This is a genomic window from Nesterenkonia xinjiangensis, from assembly GCF_013410745.1.
GTDB lineage: Bacteria > Actinomycetota > Actinomycetes > Actinomycetales > Micrococcaceae > Nesterenkonia > Nesterenkonia xinjiangensis.
The window spans coordinates 23,370-43,355 of record NZ_JACCFY010000001.1 but is presented as its reverse complement, the minus strand read 5'-3'; the positions used below and the strand labels follow the sequence as shown (position 1 = coordinate 43,355).

Sequence of the window (19,986 nt, the reverse complement as noted above, 5' to 3'; positions counted from 1 at the left end):
ATCCACCAGCCGGGCAGGGTCAGGCGTCGAGCTGCAGGGATGTGCTCGTGGCCGCGGAGATCTCGGCGAGCAGGCGGGGATCCTCGTTGAGCTGGTGACCGTAGGAGGGGATCATCTCCTGCAGCCGTGGCCTCCAGGTCTCCAGCTGGGCCGGGAAGCACCGCTCGAGCAGCCTGAACATGATCGAGGGTGCGGTGGAGGCCCCGGGGGACGCGCCCAGCAGGCCGGCGATGGTGCCGTCGGCCCCGGCGACCAGCTCCGTGCCGAACTGCAGCACACCCTTGCCCTTGGCGTCCTTCTTCATCACCTGGACGCGCTGACCGGCGGTGATCAGCTCCCAGGCCTCGTCATCGGCCTGCGGGTAGAAGTGACGCAGCGCCTCGATCTTGCGCTTCTGGGAGGTGGTGACCTCCTTCATCAGGTAGGTCACCAGATCGGTGTTCGAGGCGCCCACCTGCATCATCGGCAGCAGATTGTGCGGACGCACCGAGAACGGCAGGTCGGTGATGGAGCCGTGCTTCAGGAAGCTCGTCGAGAATCCGGCGTAGGGGCCGAACATCAGGGTCCGCCGCCCCTCGACGAAGCGGGTGTCCAGGTGCGGCACGGACATCGGGGGCGCTCCCACCGAGGCCAGCCCGTAAACCTTGGCGTGATGCCGCTCCGCCACCGAGGAGTCGGTGCTGCGCAGGAACTTGCCGGAGACCGGGAATCCGCCGAAGCCCTTGATCTCCGGGATGCCGGAGGACTGCAGCAGGCTCAGAGCGCCGCCGCCGGCCCCGACGAACACGAAACGAGCTGAGGCGGTGAACTTCTGGCCGGCCGCCTTGTTGTGGACCTTCAGCTGCCAGCGGCCGTCGGCGCCTCGGGAGACGGCGGTGACCTCGTGGCCGTAGCGCAGGTCCACATCGGAGCCGGTGAGGTGGTTGGCCAGCTGACGGGACAGCGACCCGAAGTCGACGTCGGTGCCGGAGTCGATCTTCGAGGCCGCCACCCGCTGCTGCGGATCACGACCTTCTGTGAGCAGCGGTGCCCACGTCGAGATCTCATCGAGGTCCTCGGTGTGCTCGATGTCGCGGAACAGCGGCAGGGGCTTCAGGGCTTCGTAGCGATCCTTCAGGTACCGGGCGTTCTCCTCGCCCCAGACGAAGCTCACGTGCGGCAGCGCATTGATGAAGGTCCGCGGGGAACCCAGGGTGCCGTTCTCCACCCAGTGGGACCACAGCTGGCGGGAGACCTGGAACTGCTCGTTGATGCCCTGTGCCTTAGCGGTGGAGATCGCGCCGTCGGTGCCGCGCGGGGTGTAGTTCAGCTCGCACAGGGCGGCGTGGCCGGTGCCGGCGTTGTTCCACGGGTCCGAGGACTCCTGGCCAGCCTGGTCCAGCGTCTCGTAGAGAGCGATCGACCAGTTCGGCTCGAGCTCCTTCAGGATGGTCCCCAGGGTGGTGGACATGATGCCCCCGCCGATGAGGATGACATCGAACTGCTGCTCGGCGCTGGTCGACGATGACGTGGCCACAGAACTCTCCTTGAGGTTGTCCGGCGGATGAGGGGCGGCAAGCCGGGTGCTGGCCGCAGGGTCAGCCGGGGCTGCGCGGCGGCTGAACTCGGACGGGTTCCGAGGAGACTTTACCGCTGGGGGAGACGAGCCATGAAATCCCCGCGGGCAGTGTGACGGAGGGATCACACCTGGTTCATGCGGATCTCTCGGAACGGTTCGAAGAGCACCGGAGACATCGGGTAGTCGGACACCCGACGCCCCAGTGCCAGCCCGGAGATGGGATGGACCAGCGGCATCGCGGGAAGATCCTCAGCGACGATGTCGGCCACCTCGCGATACAGCTCGGCGCGGTCCTCCTCGTCGGTCTCGCCCCGGGCCTGCAGCAGGAGGTCCCGGACCTCCTCAGAGTCGTAGCCGAATTCACGGGAGGTGCGTTGGAACAGCGGCCCGAAGAAGGAATGGGGGGAGCGGTAGCCGCCGTTGCGGCCCAGCAGGTGCATCGCCCGGTCCTCGTCCTCGAGCACCTCCTCCAGGTACCCGGAGTCCCACGGGACGGGATGCGGCTGGACGACGAACCCGACCCGGGTCAGATCCCGGGCGATCGAGGCGTAGACGGCCTCGGGCCTGGGCAGGTAGCTGCGGGTCGCGTTCATCGGATAGTGGAAGCGGAGCGGCTCGCCGTCGTAGCCGGCCGCCTCGAGCAGCGCGCGGGCCTCCTCCAGATCTCGTCCGTAGCGCTCGGCGGACTCGGAGTGGACTCCCAGCGAGGCGGGGGTGAACTGGTGGGCGGGGCGGGTGCCGTCCAGAAAGAGGCCGTCGATCAGCGCGGAACGGTCCACCGCCCGGGCGGCGGCCTCCCGCATCCGGCGGTCCTCCATGATCGGGTGCTCCAGGTTGAATCCCAGATACAGGATGGAGAAGGGGTCGCGCTGCAGGATCATCCGGCCAGACTGCACCAGCGGGCGCAGGTTGTCGGCGGTGATGTAGTCGTAGACGTCGACCTGGCCGCGCTGCAGATCACGGAGCCGGTCGAAAGACCGTGGCACCGCCCGGACCTCGACCCGCTCGGGTGGCGGACCGGCCGGGCCGTCGTCCTCTGCGCCGGCGGTCACCGCGCCGTTCCAATAGTCCTCGAAGGCCTCCATGACGACGTCACCGTCCGCGGCCTCGGTGACGCGGTAGGCGCCGGTGCCGATCGGGGAGCGGGAGACCAGGTCGGGGTCGGAGTCGGAGAGCACCTCCGGCGACGCGATGCCGAAGGCCGGCAGGGTGAGGGCCTGGGGCAGGAACACGATCGGCTCCGAGAGGGTCAGCACCACGGTGGACTCGTCCTCGGCCTCGACCGAATCCAGGACGCAGGTCTCGTCGCCCAGATAGCCCCCGAACAGGGACTCGAAGGGCAGAGTGGCCGTGCGGCGCAGGTTGCCGGTGCCGTAGAGCTCGTCGAGCCGGCCCCAGCGCTCCACGTTGGCCACCACGGAGTCGGCGGTCAGCGCGGTCCCGTCGTGGAAGACCACGCCCTGGCGCAGCTGGAAGGTGTAGACGAGGCCGTCGTCGTCGACGTCCCAGTCTCGGGCGAGCAGCGGACGGGTGGCTCCGGTCTCCTGATCGATGCCCAGCAGACCCTCGAAGACCTGCCGGCAGACGCGTTCGGTCTCCGTGTCCACCGCCAGGGCCGGGTCCAGGGAGGTGACGGCGGAGACGCCGGCGACCACCACGGTGCGCTCGCGCAGCTCCTCGGCCTCGTGCTCAGCGTCCTCGGCCGGCCCGTCATCGGGGTCTGCGGAGGCGGCCGGCCAGGTGATGGAGGGCGCGAGGAGCAGTCCGGTGGCTGCGGCCGCGGAGGAGGCGCCCAGCATCTGCCGCCGGTTGAGCTCGTCGGCCATCCAGGCACTCCTCTTCGAGGTCGTCACACAGTCATCAGGGGCGTGGCGCGGCGTCGTCAGGGTCTCGTCGTCGGGCCTCGGCCGCCGGGCGCGTCTGCCCATGCTACCGCCCGTGCCGGACCGACGCCGCGCGGCGTCCCGGCGACGTCGTCACCCTTCAGCGGTCAGCGTCTGCCCGATCTCCCGGAGTTCGTCGAGCACTGTGCGCACGGCCTGTCGGGCGTGCCGCTCAGGACGGCTCAGGGCGATGATCGTCCGCTCCGCCGGGGCGCCGACCAGCGGTCTCAGCGCGATCCCGGGACCGGGTCGCGAGGCGAAGCGCGGCAGCACCCCGACGCCCACGTCGCGGGCGACGAGCGCTTCGACCAGATGGTTGTCGCGCAGTCGACACACGCGGTGCGCCGGCTCGCCGGTGGCCTGCTCCACGGCGGCCGGCACGGCATCGAACGGATACCCCTCGGGGACCCCGACCCAGGGGAGGCCGACCAGCTGGGAAGGGTGCAGCTCGTCCTGGTCGGCGAGCGGGTGGCGGGTGGACAGGGCGATGTCGAGCGGTTCGTGGGCCAGGACGGTCGTGATGAGTCCTTCGGCAGTCTGCGGGGCAGGACGCGGGGTGGTGTGGTGGCCGATGACGATGTCCGCGTCGCGGGCGAAGGAGGCGAAACGCTCCATGGACAGGAAGTCGCTGAGCTGCACGGTGAGGGGACTCCCGGCGAGCCGCCGGACCAGGTCCGGAAGGAGCGGTGCCCCGGCGCTGGGCAGGGCCTGGACCGTGACCTTCCCCCGGGGTTCGCCGGTGGCGGCGTCGAGCTCAGCACGCAGGGACGCGAGGCTGTGCAGGATCTCGGTGGCGCCGTCGGCGAGCAGCTGGCCGGCTGAGGTGAGCCGGATCCCTCGGGAGACCGGCTCGACCAGTTTCACCCCGAGCTCGCGCTCGGCGGTGCGCAGCTGCTGGGAGAGCGCGGCCGGCGTGCGGTGGGTGGCTCGGGCGACGGCGGCGAGGCTGCCACGCTCGGACAGTTCCCTGAGCAGTTCCAGATGCCTGATCTCCATGTAAGCAGCCTAAATGATTCCATCAGAAGTATTAGGTAGACCTATAGGACAGTTCACCGGAGGATGGCATCGTGCCTACCCGACATGCCCTCCTCGCCGCGCTCGCCGCCGCCTTCTGGGGGCTGAACATCGTGGCCATCCATCAGTCGCTCGAACACTTCCCCCCGCTCTTCCTCGGCGGGCTGCGCTTCCTGCTGCTGGCGGTGCCGGCTGTGCTGTTCGTCCCCTGGCCCGGTGTCCGGGTGCGCCACCTGCTGGGGTTCGGCCTGGGGACGGGAACTCTGCAGTTCGTGGGGCTGTACCTGGGCATGGCGGCAGGGTTCCCGGCGGGCCTGGCCTCTTTGGTGCTCACCTGTGCGGCGCCGTTGACGGTCCTGCTGGGCGCGCTGATGCTGCGCGAGAGGGTCACGGGCCGTGCGGCCGCCGGCGTCGGGCTGGCGCTGGTCGGGCTGGGGGTCGCCGGGTCGGTGCGGGGCGGACTGGACGGATGGGGGCCGTTCCTGCTGGTGCTGCTCGGCGCCCTGGGCTGGGCGCTGGGGAACCTGGCCTCACGCCGAGCGATGCCGGAGCGGCCGCTGGCGTTGGTCTTGTGGATGTCCGTGGTGCCACCGGTGCCGATGCTCGGCCTGTCGCTGATGGTGGAGGGGCCCGAGGAGATCGCTGAGGCGGTCTCCGGCTCCTCCTCCTGGGAGGCCGTGCCGGCCTGGGCGGGGCTGGTGTACACGGTGCTGGTGGGATCCCTCGTGGCGCCGACGATCTGGGCCTGGCTGCTGCGCCGGCACCCCGCCGGGGCGGTCGCGCCGTTCTCGATGCTGGTCCCCGTCGTCGGGTTCTTCGCGGCCTGGCTGGCGCTGGGCGAGCGGCCCGCCGGGCTGGAGATCCTCGGCGGGGCGCTGGTGGTCGCGGGCGTGCTGTGGGGCTCCGCACGGCGCCGCCCGGTCGTCAGCTGACCGTGCGGCAGCCGAGGCGCCGCCTCGAGTGCGGGCGGGGGGACTTGAACCCCCACGTCAAAGACACTGGAACCTAAATCCAGCGCGTCTACCAATTCCGCCACGCCCGCGCGTCGCACCTGCGGCGGGCTCTGACCGAGGCCCGGAGGGGGCCGTCGTCAGGCACGGGGCAGGCGCGGCCCCTCAGTCTACAAGAGCCGCCCCGCCGAGAAAGCGGGGCGGCTCGTGAGGTCGGAGCCGTCGAGGGGCTCAGATGTCGAGCTTGTCGCGCAGCCGCCCGACATGCCCGGTGGCCTTGACGTTGTACTGGGCCAGCTCGACATTCCCCTCCGCGTCGATGACGACGGTGGAGCGGATGAGGCCCTCGGTGACACGGCCGTAGTTCTTCTTCTCCCCCCAGGCGCCGTAGGCCTCGGCGACCTGGTGGTCCTCGTCGCTGAGCAGCGGGAAGTTCAGCGACTCGTTCTCGGTGAACTTCCCGATCGCAGAGACCGGGTCGGGGGAGACGCCCAGAACGGCGTACCCGGCGGCCTGCAGGGACTCGAGGGAGTCGCGGAAGTCGCAGGCCTCCTTGGTGCAGCCCGGCGTCGAGGCCTTCGGGTAGAAGTAGACGATGACCTTCTGCCCACGGAGGTCGGCGAGGCCGACGGTGCCCCCGCCGGCGGCGGGAAGGGTGAAGGTCGGGGCGACGTCGCCCGGTGCGAGTCGATGTGCCATGGCGGGGGACCTTTCGACGAGGGGTGTCGCAGGGACTGCGACGCGGATGTGCTGCGGCGGAGCCGGGTGCGACAGGGCGCCGGCCCGACTCCGGTGCGGACTCCACCCTATCGACGTGCTGAGGTTCGGACCGCATGATGCTGTGCACACCAGACCCCGATCCGTAGACTGGCCGGCATGGTGGAGGAGCCCACGGCGGAGCAGCCGACCCGAGGAGAGAGTGAAGAACGCCTCGTCAGCGCGCTGCGGGGCACCTTCGACGTCTCTGTGATGAACTTCGGGTCCTACAACATCCTCTACGCGGCCAACCTGCATGCCCGGGACGCCCGTGCCTCGGGCCAGGAGCACCACATCAGCTCGGTCCATGACGGGGTGAGCCTGGCGGAGCATCTGCTGGTGGGGTACCGCCGGCAGCCGATGGAGCTGGTGCTCTGCCCCGTGGATCTCGACGACGTGCTCTCCCGGGTCGCACGTGCTGCCCCGGATCCTGCGGCGGACGCCGTCCCCGCGGTGCCGCTGCCCGTGAATCTGACCAATCTGGCGGGCATGGCCGCGGAGGGGCGTCAGCTGGAGATCGCGATGTCCACCGGGCACCGCGTCGTCCTGGAGGTGCATCCTCAGGTGAGCTTCGAGGCCCTGCCGGACGTGACCCTGGGTCAGCGTCACGATGTGGAGGACTTCTACGACTTCGTCGACTTCTTCATGGACCGGCTGGAGGAGATGAACCCGGTCTGAGCAGGTCCGCTGAGGTGTGAGCCCGGTCGGCCCCGTGCACACATTTGGGCCAGTACCCCCTCCGTCGTCCGGGAACGACGACGAGGGCCCGGCACCTGTAGGTGCCGGGCCCTCGTCGGACGGAGGCGACAGCCTGCACTCGTCAGAGTGGGCCCCCCGGGACTTGAACCCGGAACCTGCAGATTAAGAGTCTGATGCTCTGCCAGTTGAGCTAGAGGCCCTCGGCTGCAGGCTGTCGCTTCCGCGATGTGCTGCTCAGTCACCCGAGCAACGACATGAAACTCTAGCATCGGGTCTCAGGCTGCGCCAACTCGGAGGGAGATCAGGGGTCGTGATCCTCATCTCACCAGCTCAGCGGGCCGGAGAGGCTCAGAGAGGGCCTCTCTGAGCCGTCCGGTCAGGCGTGCCGCACACGAGGCTGCTCCGCGAGCGGGATGTGGTTCAGCGCATCCCGCGGGCACGCAGGTAGTTGACCCTGCGGGTCTCGCCTCGGATGGTGAACAGGGAGATCACCGTGCCCACGTAGAGGAATCCCAAGGTGAACAGGAACAGGAGTCCCATGAGGATCTTGCCCAGGTAGAAGTACTGCAGCCCGGCCACGAAGAAGAAGCCCACGATGGTCAGCACCAGGGCGATCCCCGGGTCCTTCTGCGGTCCGTCATATGCGCGTGATGCCATGGGTACAGTCTACGCCCGGCTCAGGCTGGCTTCTTCAGTGCCACCATCAGGCTGATGACCTCGGCGCCCTTGTCCTCCTCCACCACGGGCTGGCGGACCTCGTCGGCCCATCGCATCGTCTGCAGCACGTAGGCCTTGGGGGACTTTGAGATCGGCTCGAGAGAGTAGCTGCGGTCCAGCAGCATCGGATCGGCCTGCTCGGCGGGGGCGAACCGCTGGACGGTGATCTCCCGGCTCTCGTCCACGGGAAGTCCCGCGAGCTCCTCCCGGGTGACGATGACAGTGTCGGAGTCCTCCTCGTAGGCGCGCTTGATGTCCTTGTAGTCGACGACGGCGTTCTGCGCTGCGCCGGGCGCGTGGGCACCGGCTTCTCGGACGCGGAGCTCGAGTCGCTGCGGTCGAGGTTGGAGCGCATCGAACGCAAGACTCCGCCGACCGGAGACGTTCCCCGTGCCGACCGATGAGGTCCGGTGGGCCACCCCGAAGGTGGTGGGGGAGGTGCGCCATTCAGGCCGTACTCGTGAGGGTCGCCTTCGTCAGCCTGTCTGGCGTGGTCTGCGGCTCGACAAGTCGCCCGATGACGTCCGCTGGGAATGAGCGTGCGAGGACAGGCGCGGGTCGGGGAGAGCGGTCCTGACCTGGACGGAGAAGCTGTCCACGGATGCCGCTCCACATCCGTGGCCATCTGTGGGACCATAATTACCGCATGTTCGCATGATGTAAAAGTCCGAGTCTGTGCTTCAATGGATCAGGATTCACCCGAGGATCATCCGAGGCGATCGAGGGAGCAGCACGCATGGCGGGAGAGATGGCAGGGACGGCTCGTGATGTCGCGCGTCTCGTGGGCGGCGCAGGGCTGCGTCGCCGCTGCGCGCAGTCGACGGCTCGCCGCCTGGTACAGGGTGCCGGGTCCGCCGGCGTCGTCGCCTATCGGCAGGATCCGCAGCAGGAGCTGCAGGTGCTGGCCCACGGGGTGAGTGGCGCCGGTGACTGGCTGCTCGCCCTCGCCGACGCCTCAGGGCTGAGTGCTCACACGCAGACTGAGGTGCGGATCCAGGTCGATCAGCTGGGCGCACCGGCCGAGATCCGTGTGCACACGGCGAGCCTGCACGCACTGGGAACCCTGCGGCCCCTCGCAGCGTCCGAGGCGGAGCTCCTGCTCGCCGACGATGCCGTCTCGGACCCGGTCAGGGACGCCGCAGGCGCCGCCGGATCATGCCTCGCGATGGCGGAGGTCGGCTCCGTGCTCGTCCATGCCCGTGAGGATGTGGAGAAGCTGCCCTGGAGCGAAGTCTCCCAGGCAGCGGCGTTTCCGCGGGTCGGACAGGAGTGGCAGGCCGTCGACTCGGTGGCCGCCCTCGCCGGCTCCACCGTGGGGGTTCTGCTCCAGGACCTTGCTCAGGGGACCCGGCGGGGCATCCTCGGAAGGCCCATGGCGGGCGTGCCGCACTGTGGCGGCGAGGGTCCGAGGCACCTGCTGCTGGACGTGGACACCGAGGGCTGCACATGGCTCGTCGCCGAAGGCGGCCAGGTGCGCACGGCGTTCCTCGCCTTCGATCAGCCGGTCCGCGATGAAGGCGACCTGCTGGAGGCCCTGCGGTCCTGGCGTACGGCCGCAGCCTGAGCCGCACGCCCGCGAGCGCAGATCACCGGCGCCGGGCGTGTGTCACTCCTGGGAGTAGGTCAGGCAGTTCGCGGTGTCGCCGCCGACGGTGACAGCCTCGGCAGTGCACATCAGGTCTGTGTTGTGCACGCACTCCAGGCGTTGGCATGCGCCGACGTGTCCCTCTGCGGTGGGGAGCCCGCCCCGCACGTCGAGGGCGATGAAGGTCCCGCAGGTAGGTGAACCCGTGGAGCCGGAGATCGTGACGGCGTCCGCGCGGCAGGCACCGTCGTTGAATGCGCAGGCGGTCACCTCGCAGGAGGCGACGGGGGCGAGGCTGGTCATGGCGATTCTCCTCGTGGTCTCTCTGGGCGGCAGCTCCGTCCAGATGTCGTCAGGATAGGCCTCCCCGACATGGCCCACAAGACTCCGAGACCTCACTGGAATCCGTCAGCATCTCGGCCCCGATCCGGCTCTCTGGGGCGCAGGGACGCCTGTCCTGATCAGCGCACACGGGGATGACGAAACACGGTCCGCCCGCCGCCCCGGCCGCCCTCGGAGCCCCGCGTGGGACAGCTCTCACGCACATGTCAGAGTTGACCTGAGTCACAGAGGGGCGGAAGATGTTGTGCCACAGCGCCCGCGGGCCGACCTGTCGGCGGGCGCATCACCATGTGCAGGCACAACATAAGGGGACACCCACCCGATGAGCACCACCACTGAGGAGCCGGAATCCGGCTCAAGCGCGTCAGGTCCGGAGGGCGACGACGCTCCCCGCGGCCGGGGCACCAGCGCGAGGAAGCGCCGAGGAGGCTTCCAACGCTTCCTCGACGTCATCGAGTACCTGGGCAACAAGCTGCCGCATCCGGCCACGCTCTTCGCCTTGCTGGCAGGACTCGTCGTCGTGCTCTCCTGGGCGCTGTCCCAGGCGGGCCTCAGCGTCACCGATCCCCTCGAAGGGGAGGAGGTCGAGGTCTTCAACCTGCTCTCGGCCGAGGGCATCGAATGGATGTTCACCTCCGCAGTGGACAACTTCATCGGCTTCGCTCCGCTGGGGGTGGTGCTGGCCACCATGATCGGCATCGGCATGGCCGAGCAAAGCGGCCTCATCGGCACCGCTCTGAAGACCTTCATCCTGTCCATCCCGCGATTCCTGGTGACCTTCGGCATCGTCTTCGCGGGCATCATGTCCTCCGTGGCCTCTGACGCGGGCTACGTCGTGCTCCCGCCCTTGGCCGCGATCCTCTTCGTCGCGCTGGGGCGGCACCCGCTGGCCGGCATCGCAGCGGCCTTCGCCGGAGTCTCGGCCGGATTCAGCGCCAACCTGCTGCTCTCCGCCACCGACGTCATGCTCGGGGAGCTGACCATCGAGGCCGCCGCCACGGTGGACCCGGCCTACGCGGAGCAGATGAATCTGGCGATGAACTACTGGTTCATCATCGCCTCGACCGCCCTGCTGGCAATCGTGGGGACCCTGGTCAGTCAGTTCGTCATCGAGCCCCGTCTCGGAGACTGGCACGGAGAAGGCGTCATCGCTGACCAGGACAGCGCCGAGCTGAAGGTCACTGCCGTGGAGAAGAAGGGCATGATCTGGGCCGGCGTCTCACTGGTCGTCACCGTGGGTCTGCTGCTGATGCTCATCGTCCCGGAGAACGCGGTCCTGCGCGGTGAGGACGGGGCGGTGGTCCAGTCGCCGTTCATGAGCTCTCTGGTGGTGGTCATCATCATCGCGTTCTTCGTTCCCGGGCTGGTCTACGGCATCGTCACCAAGGTGGTGCGCAACGACACCGACGTCGTGGACCACGTCTCCAAGACTCTGGCCGGTATGGCCATGTTTTTGGTGCTGGCCTTCACCGCCGGGCAGTTCATCGCCTACTTCAACCAGTCCAACATGGGCCTGCTGGTCTCGGTGGCGGGTGCGGACCTGCTCGAGTCCATCAACCTCACCGGGCTGCCGCTGATCCTGGTGTTCATGGGCTTCGTCGCGGTGGTGAACCTGCTGGTGGGCTCGGCCTCGGCGAAGTGGGCCATGCTGGCACCGATCATGGTGCCGATCATGATGTACCTGGGGATCTCTCCTGAGTTCACCCAGGCCGCCTACCGCGTCTCGGATTCGGCCACCAACATCCTCAGCCCGTTGATGACCTACTTCGCGATCGTCATCGCCGTGGCCCAGCGCTACGATAAGCGCATCGGCATCGGTTCGCTGATCTCGGTGATGCTGCCGTACTCCCTGGCGTTCATGGCGGCGTGGACGCTGATGACCACGGGCTGGATGTGGCTGGACCTTCCGCTGGGGCCGAACTCGCCCATCCACTACGAGCCCTGACCGGCATGGGGCCATCGTTCCTCGCGGTGCTGGCCGTGCTGGCCGTGCTGTGCCGTGACAGGGTCGACGGCCGGCCGTGAGGAACCCCCGGGGGAGGCCCGGCGTCTGTTCGGCGCTGATGATCCCCTGGCAGAGGATTCGCCGGGATCGACGGCGGCACGGTATTGTGAGTCGGTCCGTGCCGTCTGCTGGCCGCGGGGTCGCCGCCCTGCGGAGTCTCCTCGTCCAGACCGGCGGATGATCGGGGTGTAGCTCAGCTTGGTAGAGCGCGCGCTTTGGGAGCGTGAGGTCGCAGGTTCAAATCCTGTCACCCCGACGGCGGCCGAGTCGCCCTGAGAACGTCGTTCTCCGGGTGGATGTCGGTCGAGGCCGACGCTGTGGGCTCTGCCGAGGAGCTCGCATCAGACATGATCAGTCGTCATCTATCAGGAGCCCCCACGTGGTCAAGAGCACCGTTGAAAATCTGAACCCGACTCGAGTCAAGCTCACCGTCGAGGTGACCTCTGAGGAGCTTGAGCCCAAGATCAAGGCCGCATACCGGAGCATCGCGGAGCAGGTTCAGATCCCCGGCTTCCGCAAGGGCAAGGTCCCTGCGCCCATCATCGATCAGCGCGTCGGCCGTGAATACGTCGTCCAGACCGCGATCAACGACGGCCTGAACGAGTTCTACCAGCAGGGCCTGGCCGAGGCGGAGATCTCTCCGCTGTCGCGTCCGGAGGTAGAGATCGAGGAGATCCCGGACCCCAAGACCAACGAGGGCGTGCTGAAGTTCACCGGCGAGCTTGACGTCAAGCCCGAGGTGGAGCTGCCCGACTACGCCGGCCTCGAGGTCGAGGTCGAGGCGCGCGCCGCCGACGACCAGGCCGTCCAGGAGCAGCTGGACGAGCTGCGTTCGCGGTTCGGGACGCTCAAGGACGTCGACCGTCCCGCCGCCACCGACGACTTCGTCACCATCGACCTGGTCGCCAGCATCGGCGACGAGGAGATCGACAACGCCACCGGGCTTTCGTACCAGGTCGGCGCCGGCACCATGCTCGAGGGCATCGACGAGGCCCTCGAGGGGCTGTCGGCCGGCGAGGACGCTGCCTTCGAGACCACCCTGGCCGGCGGCGAGCACTCGGGCGAGTCCGCCTCGGTGAAGGTCACCCTGCAGGCGGTCAAGGAGCGTGAGCTCCCCGAGGCCGATGACGAGTTCGCCCAGCTCGCCTCCGAGTTCGACACCATCGAGGAGCTGCGCGCGGACCTGGCGACCAAGGCCGAGGACAACCTGGTCGTCGAGCAGGGCGTCGAGGCTCGGGACAAGGTCCTCGAGAAGCTCATGGAGCTCGTCGAGGTCCCCGTCCCCGCATCTGTGGTCGAGGGTCAGGTGGAGCAGCACTTCAGCCAGGGCGGCCACGCTGAGGGCGACGACCACGACAGCGCAGAGCACCGCGAGGAGATCGAGGAGCAGACCCGCGAGGCCTTCCGCAACGAGGTCGTGCTGGACCTGATCGCCGACAAGGAGGAGATCGGCGTCGACCAGGGTGAGCTCATCGAATACATCGTCTCCACCGCATCCCAGTACGGCATGGAGCCCAACCAGTTCGCGCAGATGCTCGACCAGGCCGGCCAGGTCCCGATGATCATGGGTGAGGTCCGCCGTCGCAAGGCGCTGGCCAAGGTCCTCGAGCTCGCGGTGGTCAAGGACTCGGAGGGCCAGGCCGTGGACCTGACCGACTTCGTCACCCCGCAGGGCGAGGACGAGGAGGAGGGTGCGGCCGAGCAGGTCGCCGAGACCGCCGAGGCCGAGACCGCCGCCGACGACCAGGCTCAGGAGTCGACGCAGGAGACCTCCGAGGAGAAGTGATCCGGCGGTGATTCCGCGGCGTCCGGGGCGCCGCACCGCCAGCCCGACGACGGCGGGCCGTGGAGCCGAGAGGCGCCGCGGCCCGCCGTCGTCGTCTGCCCACGGCTGAGCTGACCTGCGCACCCTGCGCCAACAGCGAACGATGCCGCAGTGTGCCGCGGGCCCGGCCGATCACCAGGTAATGTCGGGGACAGCACGGACGGCCGTGTGGGCGATGCGGGACCGAGTCCCCCGCCGACGGCCGATCCCGGACTTGAGAGAACACTGGAGTGGAGGAACGTCCATGTCTGAGAGCCTGCCCAGCATGTCGACCGTGGACCCGGCGTCACGCGACGACTACATCTACAACCGTCTGCTCAAGGAGCGGATCATCTGGCTGGGGTCGGAGGTCCGCGATGACAACGCCAACGCCATCTGCTCGCAGATGCTGCTGCTCTCCGCCGAGGACACCGAGCGGGACATCTATCTCTACATCAACTCCCCCGGGGGTTCGGTGACCGCGGGCATGGCCGTCTACGACACCATGCAGTTCATCCCGAACGACGTCGTCACCGTCGCCACCGGCCTGGCCGCCTCCATGGGACAGTTCCTGCTCTCCTCGGGCACCCCGGGCAAGCGCTTCGCCACCCCGCATGCCCGCATCCTCATGCACCAGCCCTCGGGAGGCATCGGCGGCACCGAATCCGACGTGCGCATCCAGGCGGAGCTGATCCAGCACATGAAGCAGGTCATGGCTGAGCTCACCGCCGAGCAGACCGGTCAGACGGTGGAGACGATCCTCAAGGACAACGCACGGGACAAGTGGTTCACCGCCGAGCAGGGGCTGGAGTACGGCTTCTTCGACAAGATCGCCCAGCGTTCCTCCACCGTCTCCGGCGGCGGGGGAGTCTGATCCGTCCAGCTGGCAGCGCCCGCCGGCCGCGCGTCGGCGGGGACCACTGACCTCCGTACCGATCACCCGGACTGATCTGCCCGCGGATCAGCAGGACCACAGGAGCACCACAGACATGAACCTCTTCGACCACGATTCCGCCCAGGGCCTCCCGGCCGCCGCGCCGACCCTCCCGGCGATGCCCAGCTCGCGCTACATCCTGCCGCAGTTCGAGGAGCGCACCCCGTACGGCTTCAAGCGTCAGGACCCCTACGCGAAGCTCTTCGAGGACCGCATCGTCTTCCTCGGCAGCCAGGTGGACGATGCCTCGGCCGATGACATCATGGCCCAGCTGCTCGTGCTGGAGTCGATGGACTCCGAACGGGACATCACCCTCTACATCAACTCCCCGGGTGGCTCCTTCACTGCGATGACGGCCATCTACGACACGATGCAGTTCGTCCGCCCGCATGTGCAGACCGTCTGTCTCGGCCAGGCGGCCTCGGCGGCCGCCGTGCTGCTGGCCGCAGGCACCCCGGGCAAGCGTCTGGCGCTGCCCAACGCCCGGGTGCTCATCCACCAGCCGGCGATGGGCGGCCAGCGCGGCACCGCCACCGATCTGGCGATCCAGGCCGACGAGGTCGCGCGCATCCGCACCTGGATGGAGGACGTGCTGGCTCAGCACACGGACAAGACCCCGGAGCAGGTCCGCGAGGACATCGATCGGGACAAGTTCCTCTCTGCTGCCGGCGCCAAGGACTATGGCCTGGTGGACGAGGTTCTGGCCTCCCGCAAGCTGCCCCTCTGACCTGTCGCCAGGAGGTGGCCGGCCGGACACGGTGGGACGGGCCGATGTCACGGAGGATGTCACCGGGGTGAAGTAGGCTTGTCGGGTACCGTCCTGGGCGGCGGTCATCGTTCCGGCGGCATGGTCCGGGGGATGCCCAGGACCCGATGATCTGAGGGGATTGCGAGGCATGGCACGAATCGGAGAGAGCGCAGATCTGCTGAAATGCTCCTTCTGCGGGAAGAGCCAGAAGCAGGTCCGCTACAAGCTCATCGCGGGCCCCGGGGTGTACATCTGCGACGAGTGCATCGAACTCTGCAACGAGATCATCGAGGAGTACCTGAACGAGGTCCAGGAGCCGGACGACTTCGAGCTGCCCACTCCCCGTGAGATCAGCGACTTCCTCAATGAGTACGTGATCGGGCAGGACAAGGCCAAGCGTCTGCTGGCCGTGGCGGTGCACAATCACTACAAGCGCATCCAGGCCACCGGCTCGGCGAAGAAGACCGCCTCGCTGGAGAAGGGCCCGCTTGACGACGTCGAGATCGGCAAGTCGAACATCCTGCTGGTCGGTCCCACCGGCTCCGGCAAGACCTATCTGGCCCAGTCCCTGGCGCGGAAGCTGCAGGTGCCCTTCGTCGTCGCCGACGCGACGTCGCTCACCGAGGCCGGCTATGTCGGCGAGGACGTCGAGAACATCCTGTTGAAGCTCATCCAGGCCGCCGACGGCGACATCAAGAAGGCTGAGCAGGGCATCATCTACATCGATGAGATCGACAAGATCTCGCGTAAGTCGGAGAACCCCTCGATCACCCGCGACGTCTCAGGCGAGGGCGTGCAGCAGGCGCTGCTGAAGATCCTGGAGGGCACCGTCGCCTCGGTTCCCCCGCAGGGCGGGCGCAAGCACCCCCAGCAGGAGTTCATGCAGATCGACACCTCCAACGTGCTCTTCATCGTGGCTGGGGCCTTCGCGGGCCTGGATGAGATCATCGGCTCGCGGGCCGGGCGCAAGGGCATCGGCTTCGGCGCACCGCTGAGCACCATCAGCAGGGATGAGGTTTCCTACTCCGACGTCGAGCCGGAGGATCTGCACAAGTTCGGTCTCATTCCCGAGTTCATCGGCCGTCTGCCGGTGGTGGCGACGGTCGAGGACCTGGACCAGGAGGCGCTGATCCGGATTCTCACCGAGCCCCGCAACGCCCTGCTGAAGCAGTACCAGAAGATCTTCGCCATCGATGGCGTGGAACTCGAGTTCGACGAGGGTGCGCTCACCGCCGTCGTCGAGCAGGCTGAGGCCCGGGGGACCGGCGCCCGTGGGCTGCGGTCCATCCTGGAGGCCGTGCTGAACCCCGTGATGTTCGATCTGCCGAGCTGGGATGACGTCTCCATGGTCACCATCACCGAGGACGTCGTTCGCGAGGGCGTGGATCCGGTGCTGCTGACCCATGCCGAGGCCAAGAAGCTGCGCAAGAAGTCCGCCTGAGCCTTTCACCACGAGGCCTGAGAATGCCGTTCGCCCCTCTCTGATGTGGTGAGTCCCCCGCTGATGTATCTCGGCGGGGGACTCACCTGTCTTGGGGATTCCTCCTCGGTGTCATCCTCCTCCAGCGCCGTCGAAGTCGACGCGGGGATGTCATCCCTCTGACCAGGTCTTCCCTGGGTATATAGTGAGGGCACTCACAGAGTCATCGCGGGGGGGCGGGCCTTTCACCGACGCCTTCTCACCGATGCCGCTCGGACCTGAGAGAGGTGGACGGTCTATGCCAGAGACTTCGATGCCGGGAGGGCCCGCCGGGGCTGCAGGCGGTTCGCGGGAGGGGAGGGCCGCCTCCTCGCGGCAGCACCTCCGTGCCCGTCCCGTCCGCGCCGCCGCCGTGGTCCTCGCCGGAGGACTTGTGCTCTCCGCCTGCGGAGGCGGGGACGACACCCCACTGCTGACCTGGTACATCAATCCTGACGACGGAGGCCAGGAGGCGCTGGCGCAGCAGTGCTCCGAGGAGGCCGACGGAGCCTATCGGATACAGACCTCGCTGCTGCCCAACGATGCTCCCTCTCAGCGTGAGCAGCTCGCCCGGCGTTTGGCCGCTGGAGACACCTCGTTAGACATCATGAGTCTGGACCCGCCGTTCATCCCCGAACTGGCGGAGCCGGGCTTCCTCGCCCCGATCCCCGAGGGCGTCGCTGAACGCACCACCTCCGACACGCTGGAGGGTGCGCTGGCCGGAGCCATGTGGCACGACGAGCTGGTCACTGTTCCGTTCTGGGCCAACACCCAGCTGCTCTGGTACCGGGAGTCGGTCGTGGAGGAGGCGGGGCTTGACATGGACGAGCCGGTCACCTGGGATCAGATCATGGACGTCGCCGAGGAGCAGGACAAGCACCTCTCCGTCCAGGGGATCCGCGCCGAGTCGATGACGGTCTGGCTCAATGCGCTGGTCGAGTCCCAGGACGTGTCGATCCTGGTGGACCCCTCGGCCGCCTCCGAGGAGTTGGAGACCAACCTGGACTCCGAGGCCGGACGTGCCGCCGCCGAGGTGCTCCACCGGATCGGTTCCGAGGGCCTCGGCGGCCCTGGCATCGCCTCCATGGACGAGAACCAGTCGATGCTGCTGTTCCAGCGCGACGAAGGCTCCTTCATGCTCAACTGGCCCTTCGTCTGGGCGGCGACCAACGCGGCCGCCGAGGAAGGGACCGTGGACGCGGACCTCCCCGATGACATCGGCTGGGCGCAGTACCCACGAATGGACGCGGACACTCCCTCAGCACCGCCGTTGGGCGGCATCAACCTCGGCGTGGGAGCGGAGTCGGAGCACCCTGAGCTGGCCTACGAAGCCATCGAGTGCATCGTCGCCCCGGAGAACCAGGCGGAGTACTTCGTCACCAATGGGAATCCGCCCTCCTCCGAAGCCGCCTTCGACGACGCGCGCGTCGAGGAGGACTATCCGATGGCCGACGAGATCCGCGAGGCGCTGGACAATGCGGCGCCGCGGCCGCAGACGCCCTACTACAACGAGATCTCGACAACCATCCAGCTGAACTACACCCCGCTGAGCGGAGTGGACCCCGAGCGGACGCCCGCCGAGGCCGACACCACCGTGGGTGAAGTGCTGAGAGGGGAGCGTCTCCTGTGACCACCACCGCAGATGACAGCCGCCGTGCACGACGGCGGGCCACCGACCAGCGCCGCGCGGTGAGATCGGACCGATCCAGAGCGGAGGCGCGTCTGGGCTGGCTGCTGGCCGGCCCCGCCTTCGTCATCATGCTCGCCGTGACCGCCTACCCGATCGCCCAGGCGGTCTTCGACTCGATGTTCGCCTTCCGGCTCACCGCGCCGGACGAGCGGGACTTCGTGTTTCTGTCCAACTACACGACGATCTTCACCGACGGCGTCTTCTGGAGCGCTCTGGGTGTGACGGTACTGGTCACGATCGTGACGGTCGCCGTCGAGCTGGTACTGGGCTTCGCCCTGGCCCTGGTGATGCACCGAGCGCTGAAGAGGCTCCGTGGGTTGCTGCGCACTGCGATCCTGGTGCCCTATGGCATCATCACTGTGGTCTCGGCCTTCGCCTGGTACTACATGTTCGACATCAACTCCGGCTTCGTGAACAGCTGGTTCGGCTGGGTGCCCGGCATCGGAGCGGAGCTGGACTGGTTCGCCGACTTCGGCACGGCGATCACCGTGATCATGGCCTCGGAGATCTGGAAGACCACTCCATTCATCGCGCTGCTCCTGCTGGCTGGTCTCGCCCAGGTCCCGGAAGAGCTCCTCGAGGCCTCCCGCGTGGACGGGGCGACCTGGTGGCAGCAGATGCGCCGGGTCGTCATCCCGAACATGAAGGCCGCGATCATGGTGGCGGTGCTCTTCCGGGCACTGGACGCCTTCCGGATATTCGACAACGTGTTCATCATGACCGGCGGTGACGCGGACACCGAGGTGCTCTCGCTGCTGGCCTATCGCACGTCGATCGGGCGATTGGAGATCGGCCTCGGCTCGGCGATCTCCGTGGTGCTGTTCCTGTGCGTGCTGCTGATCTGCTTCATCGCGATCAAGTTCTTCAAAGTCGACCTCGCCAGCGGCACGGACGCCTCCGGCGGCAAGGGAGGGAAGAAGTGATGGCTGCTCCCGGCAAGCTCACCGGCCGCAAGCGCCTCGGCTGGACGGTGCTGACCGTTCTGGTCCTGGTCTACGCGCTGTTCCCGGTCGCCGCTATCCTGGCGACCAGCTTCAAGACCCCGGGCGACCTGGGCAACAACACCTTCCTGCCGACGACGTGGACCTGGGCCAACTACGAGATGATCTTCGTGGGCAACGCCCAGGAGCTCTTCCTCACCGCACTGCGGAACTCGATCGGCATCACCCTGATCGCCACCTTCATCGCGGTGGTGCTGGCCACGCTGTGCGCCTATGCGATCGCCCGCCTGGACTTCCCGGGCAAGAAGATCATCCTGGGCTCCGCGCTGGCGGTCTCCATCTTTCCGGTGATCTCCGTGGTGACCCCGCTGTTCAACCTTTGGCGCACCATCGGTCTCTATGACACCTGGCTCGGCCTGATCATCCCGTACCTGTCGCTGACCCTGCCGATCTCCATCTGGACCTTGGCGGCGTTCTTCCGGCAGATCCCCTGGGAGCTGGAACAGGCGGCCCAGGTGGACGGCGCGACCCAGTGGCAGGCGTTCCGCCGAGCCATCATCCCGCTCGCCATGCCCGGAGTGTTCACCACGGCGATCATCGCGTTCTTCATCGCCTGGAACGACTTCGTCTACGGGATATCGCTGACCTCGACGGAGGCGGCCCGTCCAGTCCCTGCGGCGCTGGCGTTCTTCACCGGCGCCTCGCAGTTCGAGGAACCCACCGGGGCGATCTCGGCGGCGGCCATCGTGGTCACCATCCCTGTGGTGGTCCTCGTGCTGCTCTTCCAGCGGCAGATCGTCTCCGGCCTGACGCAGGGAGCGGTGAAGGGATGAGAGCATCCGGTCCCGTCGGTGCCGTCGGCCCACGCACCACCCCGCCCAGCGGGAGCCCCAGACCTGAA

The 19,986-nt window shown here is 67.9% G+C and carries 19 protein-coding genes and 3 tRNA genes; 13 read left to right on the top strand and 9 right to left on the bottom strand.

Annotated features, from left to right (window positions below):
- Positions 1-19 precede the first annotated feature (19 nt).
- From HNR09_RS00230 to HNR09_RS00220, 3 genes are all read right to left on the bottom strand, one after another.
- Complete coding sequence (locus HNR09_RS00230) at positions 20-1,516, bottom strand: malate:quinone oxidoreductase (RefSeq protein WP_179540220.1); 1,497 nt, start codon at positions 1,514-1,516, stop codon at positions 20-22.
- 164 nt (positions 1,517-1,680) lie between these two features.
- Complete coding sequence (locus HNR09_RS00225; RefSeq protein WP_179540219.1) at positions 1,681-3,384, bottom strand: ABC transporter substrate-binding protein; 1,704 nt, start codon at positions 3,382-3,384, stop codon at positions 1,681-1,683.
- Between the two features lie 150 nt (positions 3,385-3,534).
- Positions 3,535-4,437, bottom strand: a complete 903-nt coding sequence (locus tag HNR09_RS00220) for a LysR family transcriptional regulator (protein WP_179540218.1) — start codon at positions 4,435-4,437, stop codon at positions 3,535-3,537.
- Between the two features lie 71 nt (positions 4,438-4,508).
- On the opposite strand from HNR09_RS00220, the gene HNR09_RS16420 reads away from it, so the two are divergent.
- Positions 4,509-5,387: an EamA family transporter gene (locus HNR09_RS16420; protein ID WP_179540217.1), complete on the top strand. Its 879-nt coding sequence runs from the start codon at positions 4,509-4,511 to the stop codon at positions 5,385-5,387.
- A gap of 29 nt (positions 5,388-5,416) precedes the next feature.
- On the opposite strand, the gene HNR09_RS00210 is transcribed toward HNR09_RS16420, so the two are convergent.
- Positions 5,417-5,497: transfer RNA gene (locus tag HNR09_RS00210), tRNA-Leu, on the bottom strand.
- Positions 5,498-5,636: 139 nt separating this feature from the next.
- Entirely contained in the window at positions 5,637-6,104 is a 468-nt protein-coding gene (gene bcp, locus HNR09_RS00205; protein WP_179540216.1) for a thioredoxin-dependent thiol peroxidase, read from the bottom strand.
- 177 nt (positions 6,105-6,281) lie between these two features.
- On the opposite strand from bcp, the gene HNR09_RS00200 reads away from it, so the two are divergent.
- Positions 6,282-6,839, top strand: a complete 558-nt coding sequence (locus tag HNR09_RS00200; protein WP_179540215.1) for a hypothetical protein — start codon at positions 6,282-6,284, stop codon at positions 6,837-6,839.
- 148 nt (positions 6,840-6,987) lie between these two features.
- Here the strand turns inward: HNR09_RS00200 and HNR09_RS00195 are convergent.
- From HNR09_RS00195 to HNR09_RS16550, 3 genes are all read right to left on the bottom strand, one after another.
- Positions 6,988-7,060, bottom strand: a tRNA-Lys gene (locus HNR09_RS00195).
- Positions 7,061-7,280: 220 nt separating this feature from the next.
- On the bottom strand, positions 7,281-7,517 hold the full coding sequence (locus HNR09_RS00190; protein WP_179540214.1) for an NINE protein: 237 nt from the start codon (positions 7,515-7,517) through the stop codon (positions 7,281-7,283).
- 20 nt (positions 7,518-7,537) lie between these two features.
- Positions 7,538-7,996, bottom strand: coding sequence for a Ku protein (locus HNR09_RS16550; RefSeq protein ID WP_179540213.1), 459 nt, complete (start codon positions 7,994-7,996; stop codon positions 7,538-7,540).
- Here HNR09_RS16550 and HNR09_RS16410 point away from each other — a divergent pair.
- Together HNR09_RS16410 and HNR09_RS00175 are read left to right on the top strand one after the other, a co-directional pair.
- Positions 7,968-8,114: an ATP dependent DNA ligase gene (locus tag HNR09_RS16410; RefSeq protein WP_179540212.1), complete on the top strand. Its 147-nt coding sequence runs from the start codon at positions 7,968-7,970 to the stop codon at positions 8,112-8,114. The genes HNR09_RS16550 and HNR09_RS16410 overlap by 29 nt on opposite strands.
- A 199-nt stretch (positions 8,115-8,313) precedes the next feature.
- The gene (locus HNR09_RS00175; RefSeq protein ID WP_179540211.1) at positions 8,314-9,141 is read left to right on the top strand and encodes a hypothetical protein; all 828 of its coding nucleotides are present in this window, start codon (positions 8,314-8,316) and stop codon (positions 9,139-9,141) included.
- Between the two features lie 42 nt (positions 9,142-9,183).
- Here HNR09_RS00175 and HNR09_RS00170 read toward each other — a convergent pair whose 3' ends face one another.
- Positions 9,184-9,465: a DUF1540 domain-containing protein gene (locus HNR09_RS00170; RefSeq protein ID WP_179540210.1), complete on the bottom strand. Its 282-nt coding sequence runs from the start codon at positions 9,463-9,465 to the stop codon at positions 9,184-9,186.
- Between the two features lie 361 nt (positions 9,466-9,826).
- On the opposite strand from HNR09_RS00170, the gene HNR09_RS00165 reads away from it, so the two are divergent.
- The 9 genes from HNR09_RS00165 to HNR09_RS00125 all read left to right on the top strand — a co-directional run bounded on the left by HNR09_RS00165 (position 9,827) and on the right by HNR09_RS00125 (position 19,918).
- The gene (locus tag HNR09_RS00165) at positions 9,827-11,449 is read left to right on the top strand and encodes an AbgT family transporter (RefSeq protein ID WP_179540209.1); all 1,623 of its coding nucleotides are present in this window, start codon (positions 9,827-9,829) and stop codon (positions 11,447-11,449) included.
- 242 nt (positions 11,450-11,691) lie between these two features.
- Positions 11,692-11,765 (top strand) — tRNA-Pro (locus HNR09_RS00160).
- 123 nt (positions 11,766-11,888) lie between these two features.
- Positions 11,889-13,295, top strand: coding sequence for a trigger factor (gene tig, locus HNR09_RS00155; protein WP_179540208.1), 1,407 nt, complete (start codon positions 11,889-11,891; stop codon positions 13,293-13,295).
- Positions 13,296-13,599: 304 nt separating this feature from the next.
- Entirely contained in the window at positions 13,600-14,187 is a 588-nt protein-coding gene (locus tag HNR09_RS00150) for an ATP-dependent Clp protease proteolytic subunit (protein WP_179542920.1), read from the top strand.
- Positions 14,188-14,365: 178 nt separating this feature from the next.
- Positions 14,366-14,974: an ATP-dependent Clp protease proteolytic subunit gene (locus HNR09_RS00145; protein ID WP_246348926.1), complete on the top strand. Its 609-nt coding sequence runs from the start codon at positions 14,366-14,368 to the stop codon at positions 14,972-14,974.
- A gap of 169 nt (positions 14,975-15,143) precedes the next feature.
- Complete coding sequence (gene clpX / locus HNR09_RS00140) at positions 15,144-16,436, top strand: ATP-dependent Clp protease ATP-binding subunit ClpX (protein WP_179540206.1); 1,293 nt, start codon at positions 15,144-15,146, stop codon at positions 16,434-16,436.
- A 277-nt stretch (positions 16,437-16,713) separates the two neighbouring features.
- Positions 16,714-18,084: an extracellular solute-binding protein gene (locus HNR09_RS00135; RefSeq protein ID WP_246348664.1), complete on the top strand. Its 1,371-nt coding sequence runs from the start codon at positions 16,714-16,716 to the stop codon at positions 18,082-18,084.
- Positions 18,081-19,067 carry a carbohydrate ABC transporter permease gene (locus HNR09_RS00130; protein WP_322479736.1) on the top strand — a complete coding sequence of 329 codons (987 nt, stop codon included), beginning with the start codon at positions 18,081-18,083 and terminating at the stop codon, positions 19,065-19,067. The genes HNR09_RS00135 and HNR09_RS00130 overlap by 4 nt, the downstream gene beginning before the upstream one ends.
- Positions 19,067-19,918 carry a carbohydrate ABC transporter permease gene (locus HNR09_RS00125; RefSeq protein WP_179540205.1) on the top strand — a complete coding sequence of 284 codons (852 nt, stop codon included), beginning with the start codon at positions 19,067-19,069 and terminating at the stop codon, positions 19,916-19,918. The genes HNR09_RS00130 and HNR09_RS00125 overlap by 1 nt, the downstream gene beginning before the upstream one ends.
- The last annotated feature ends 68 nt before the right edge of the window (positions 19,919-19,986 follow it).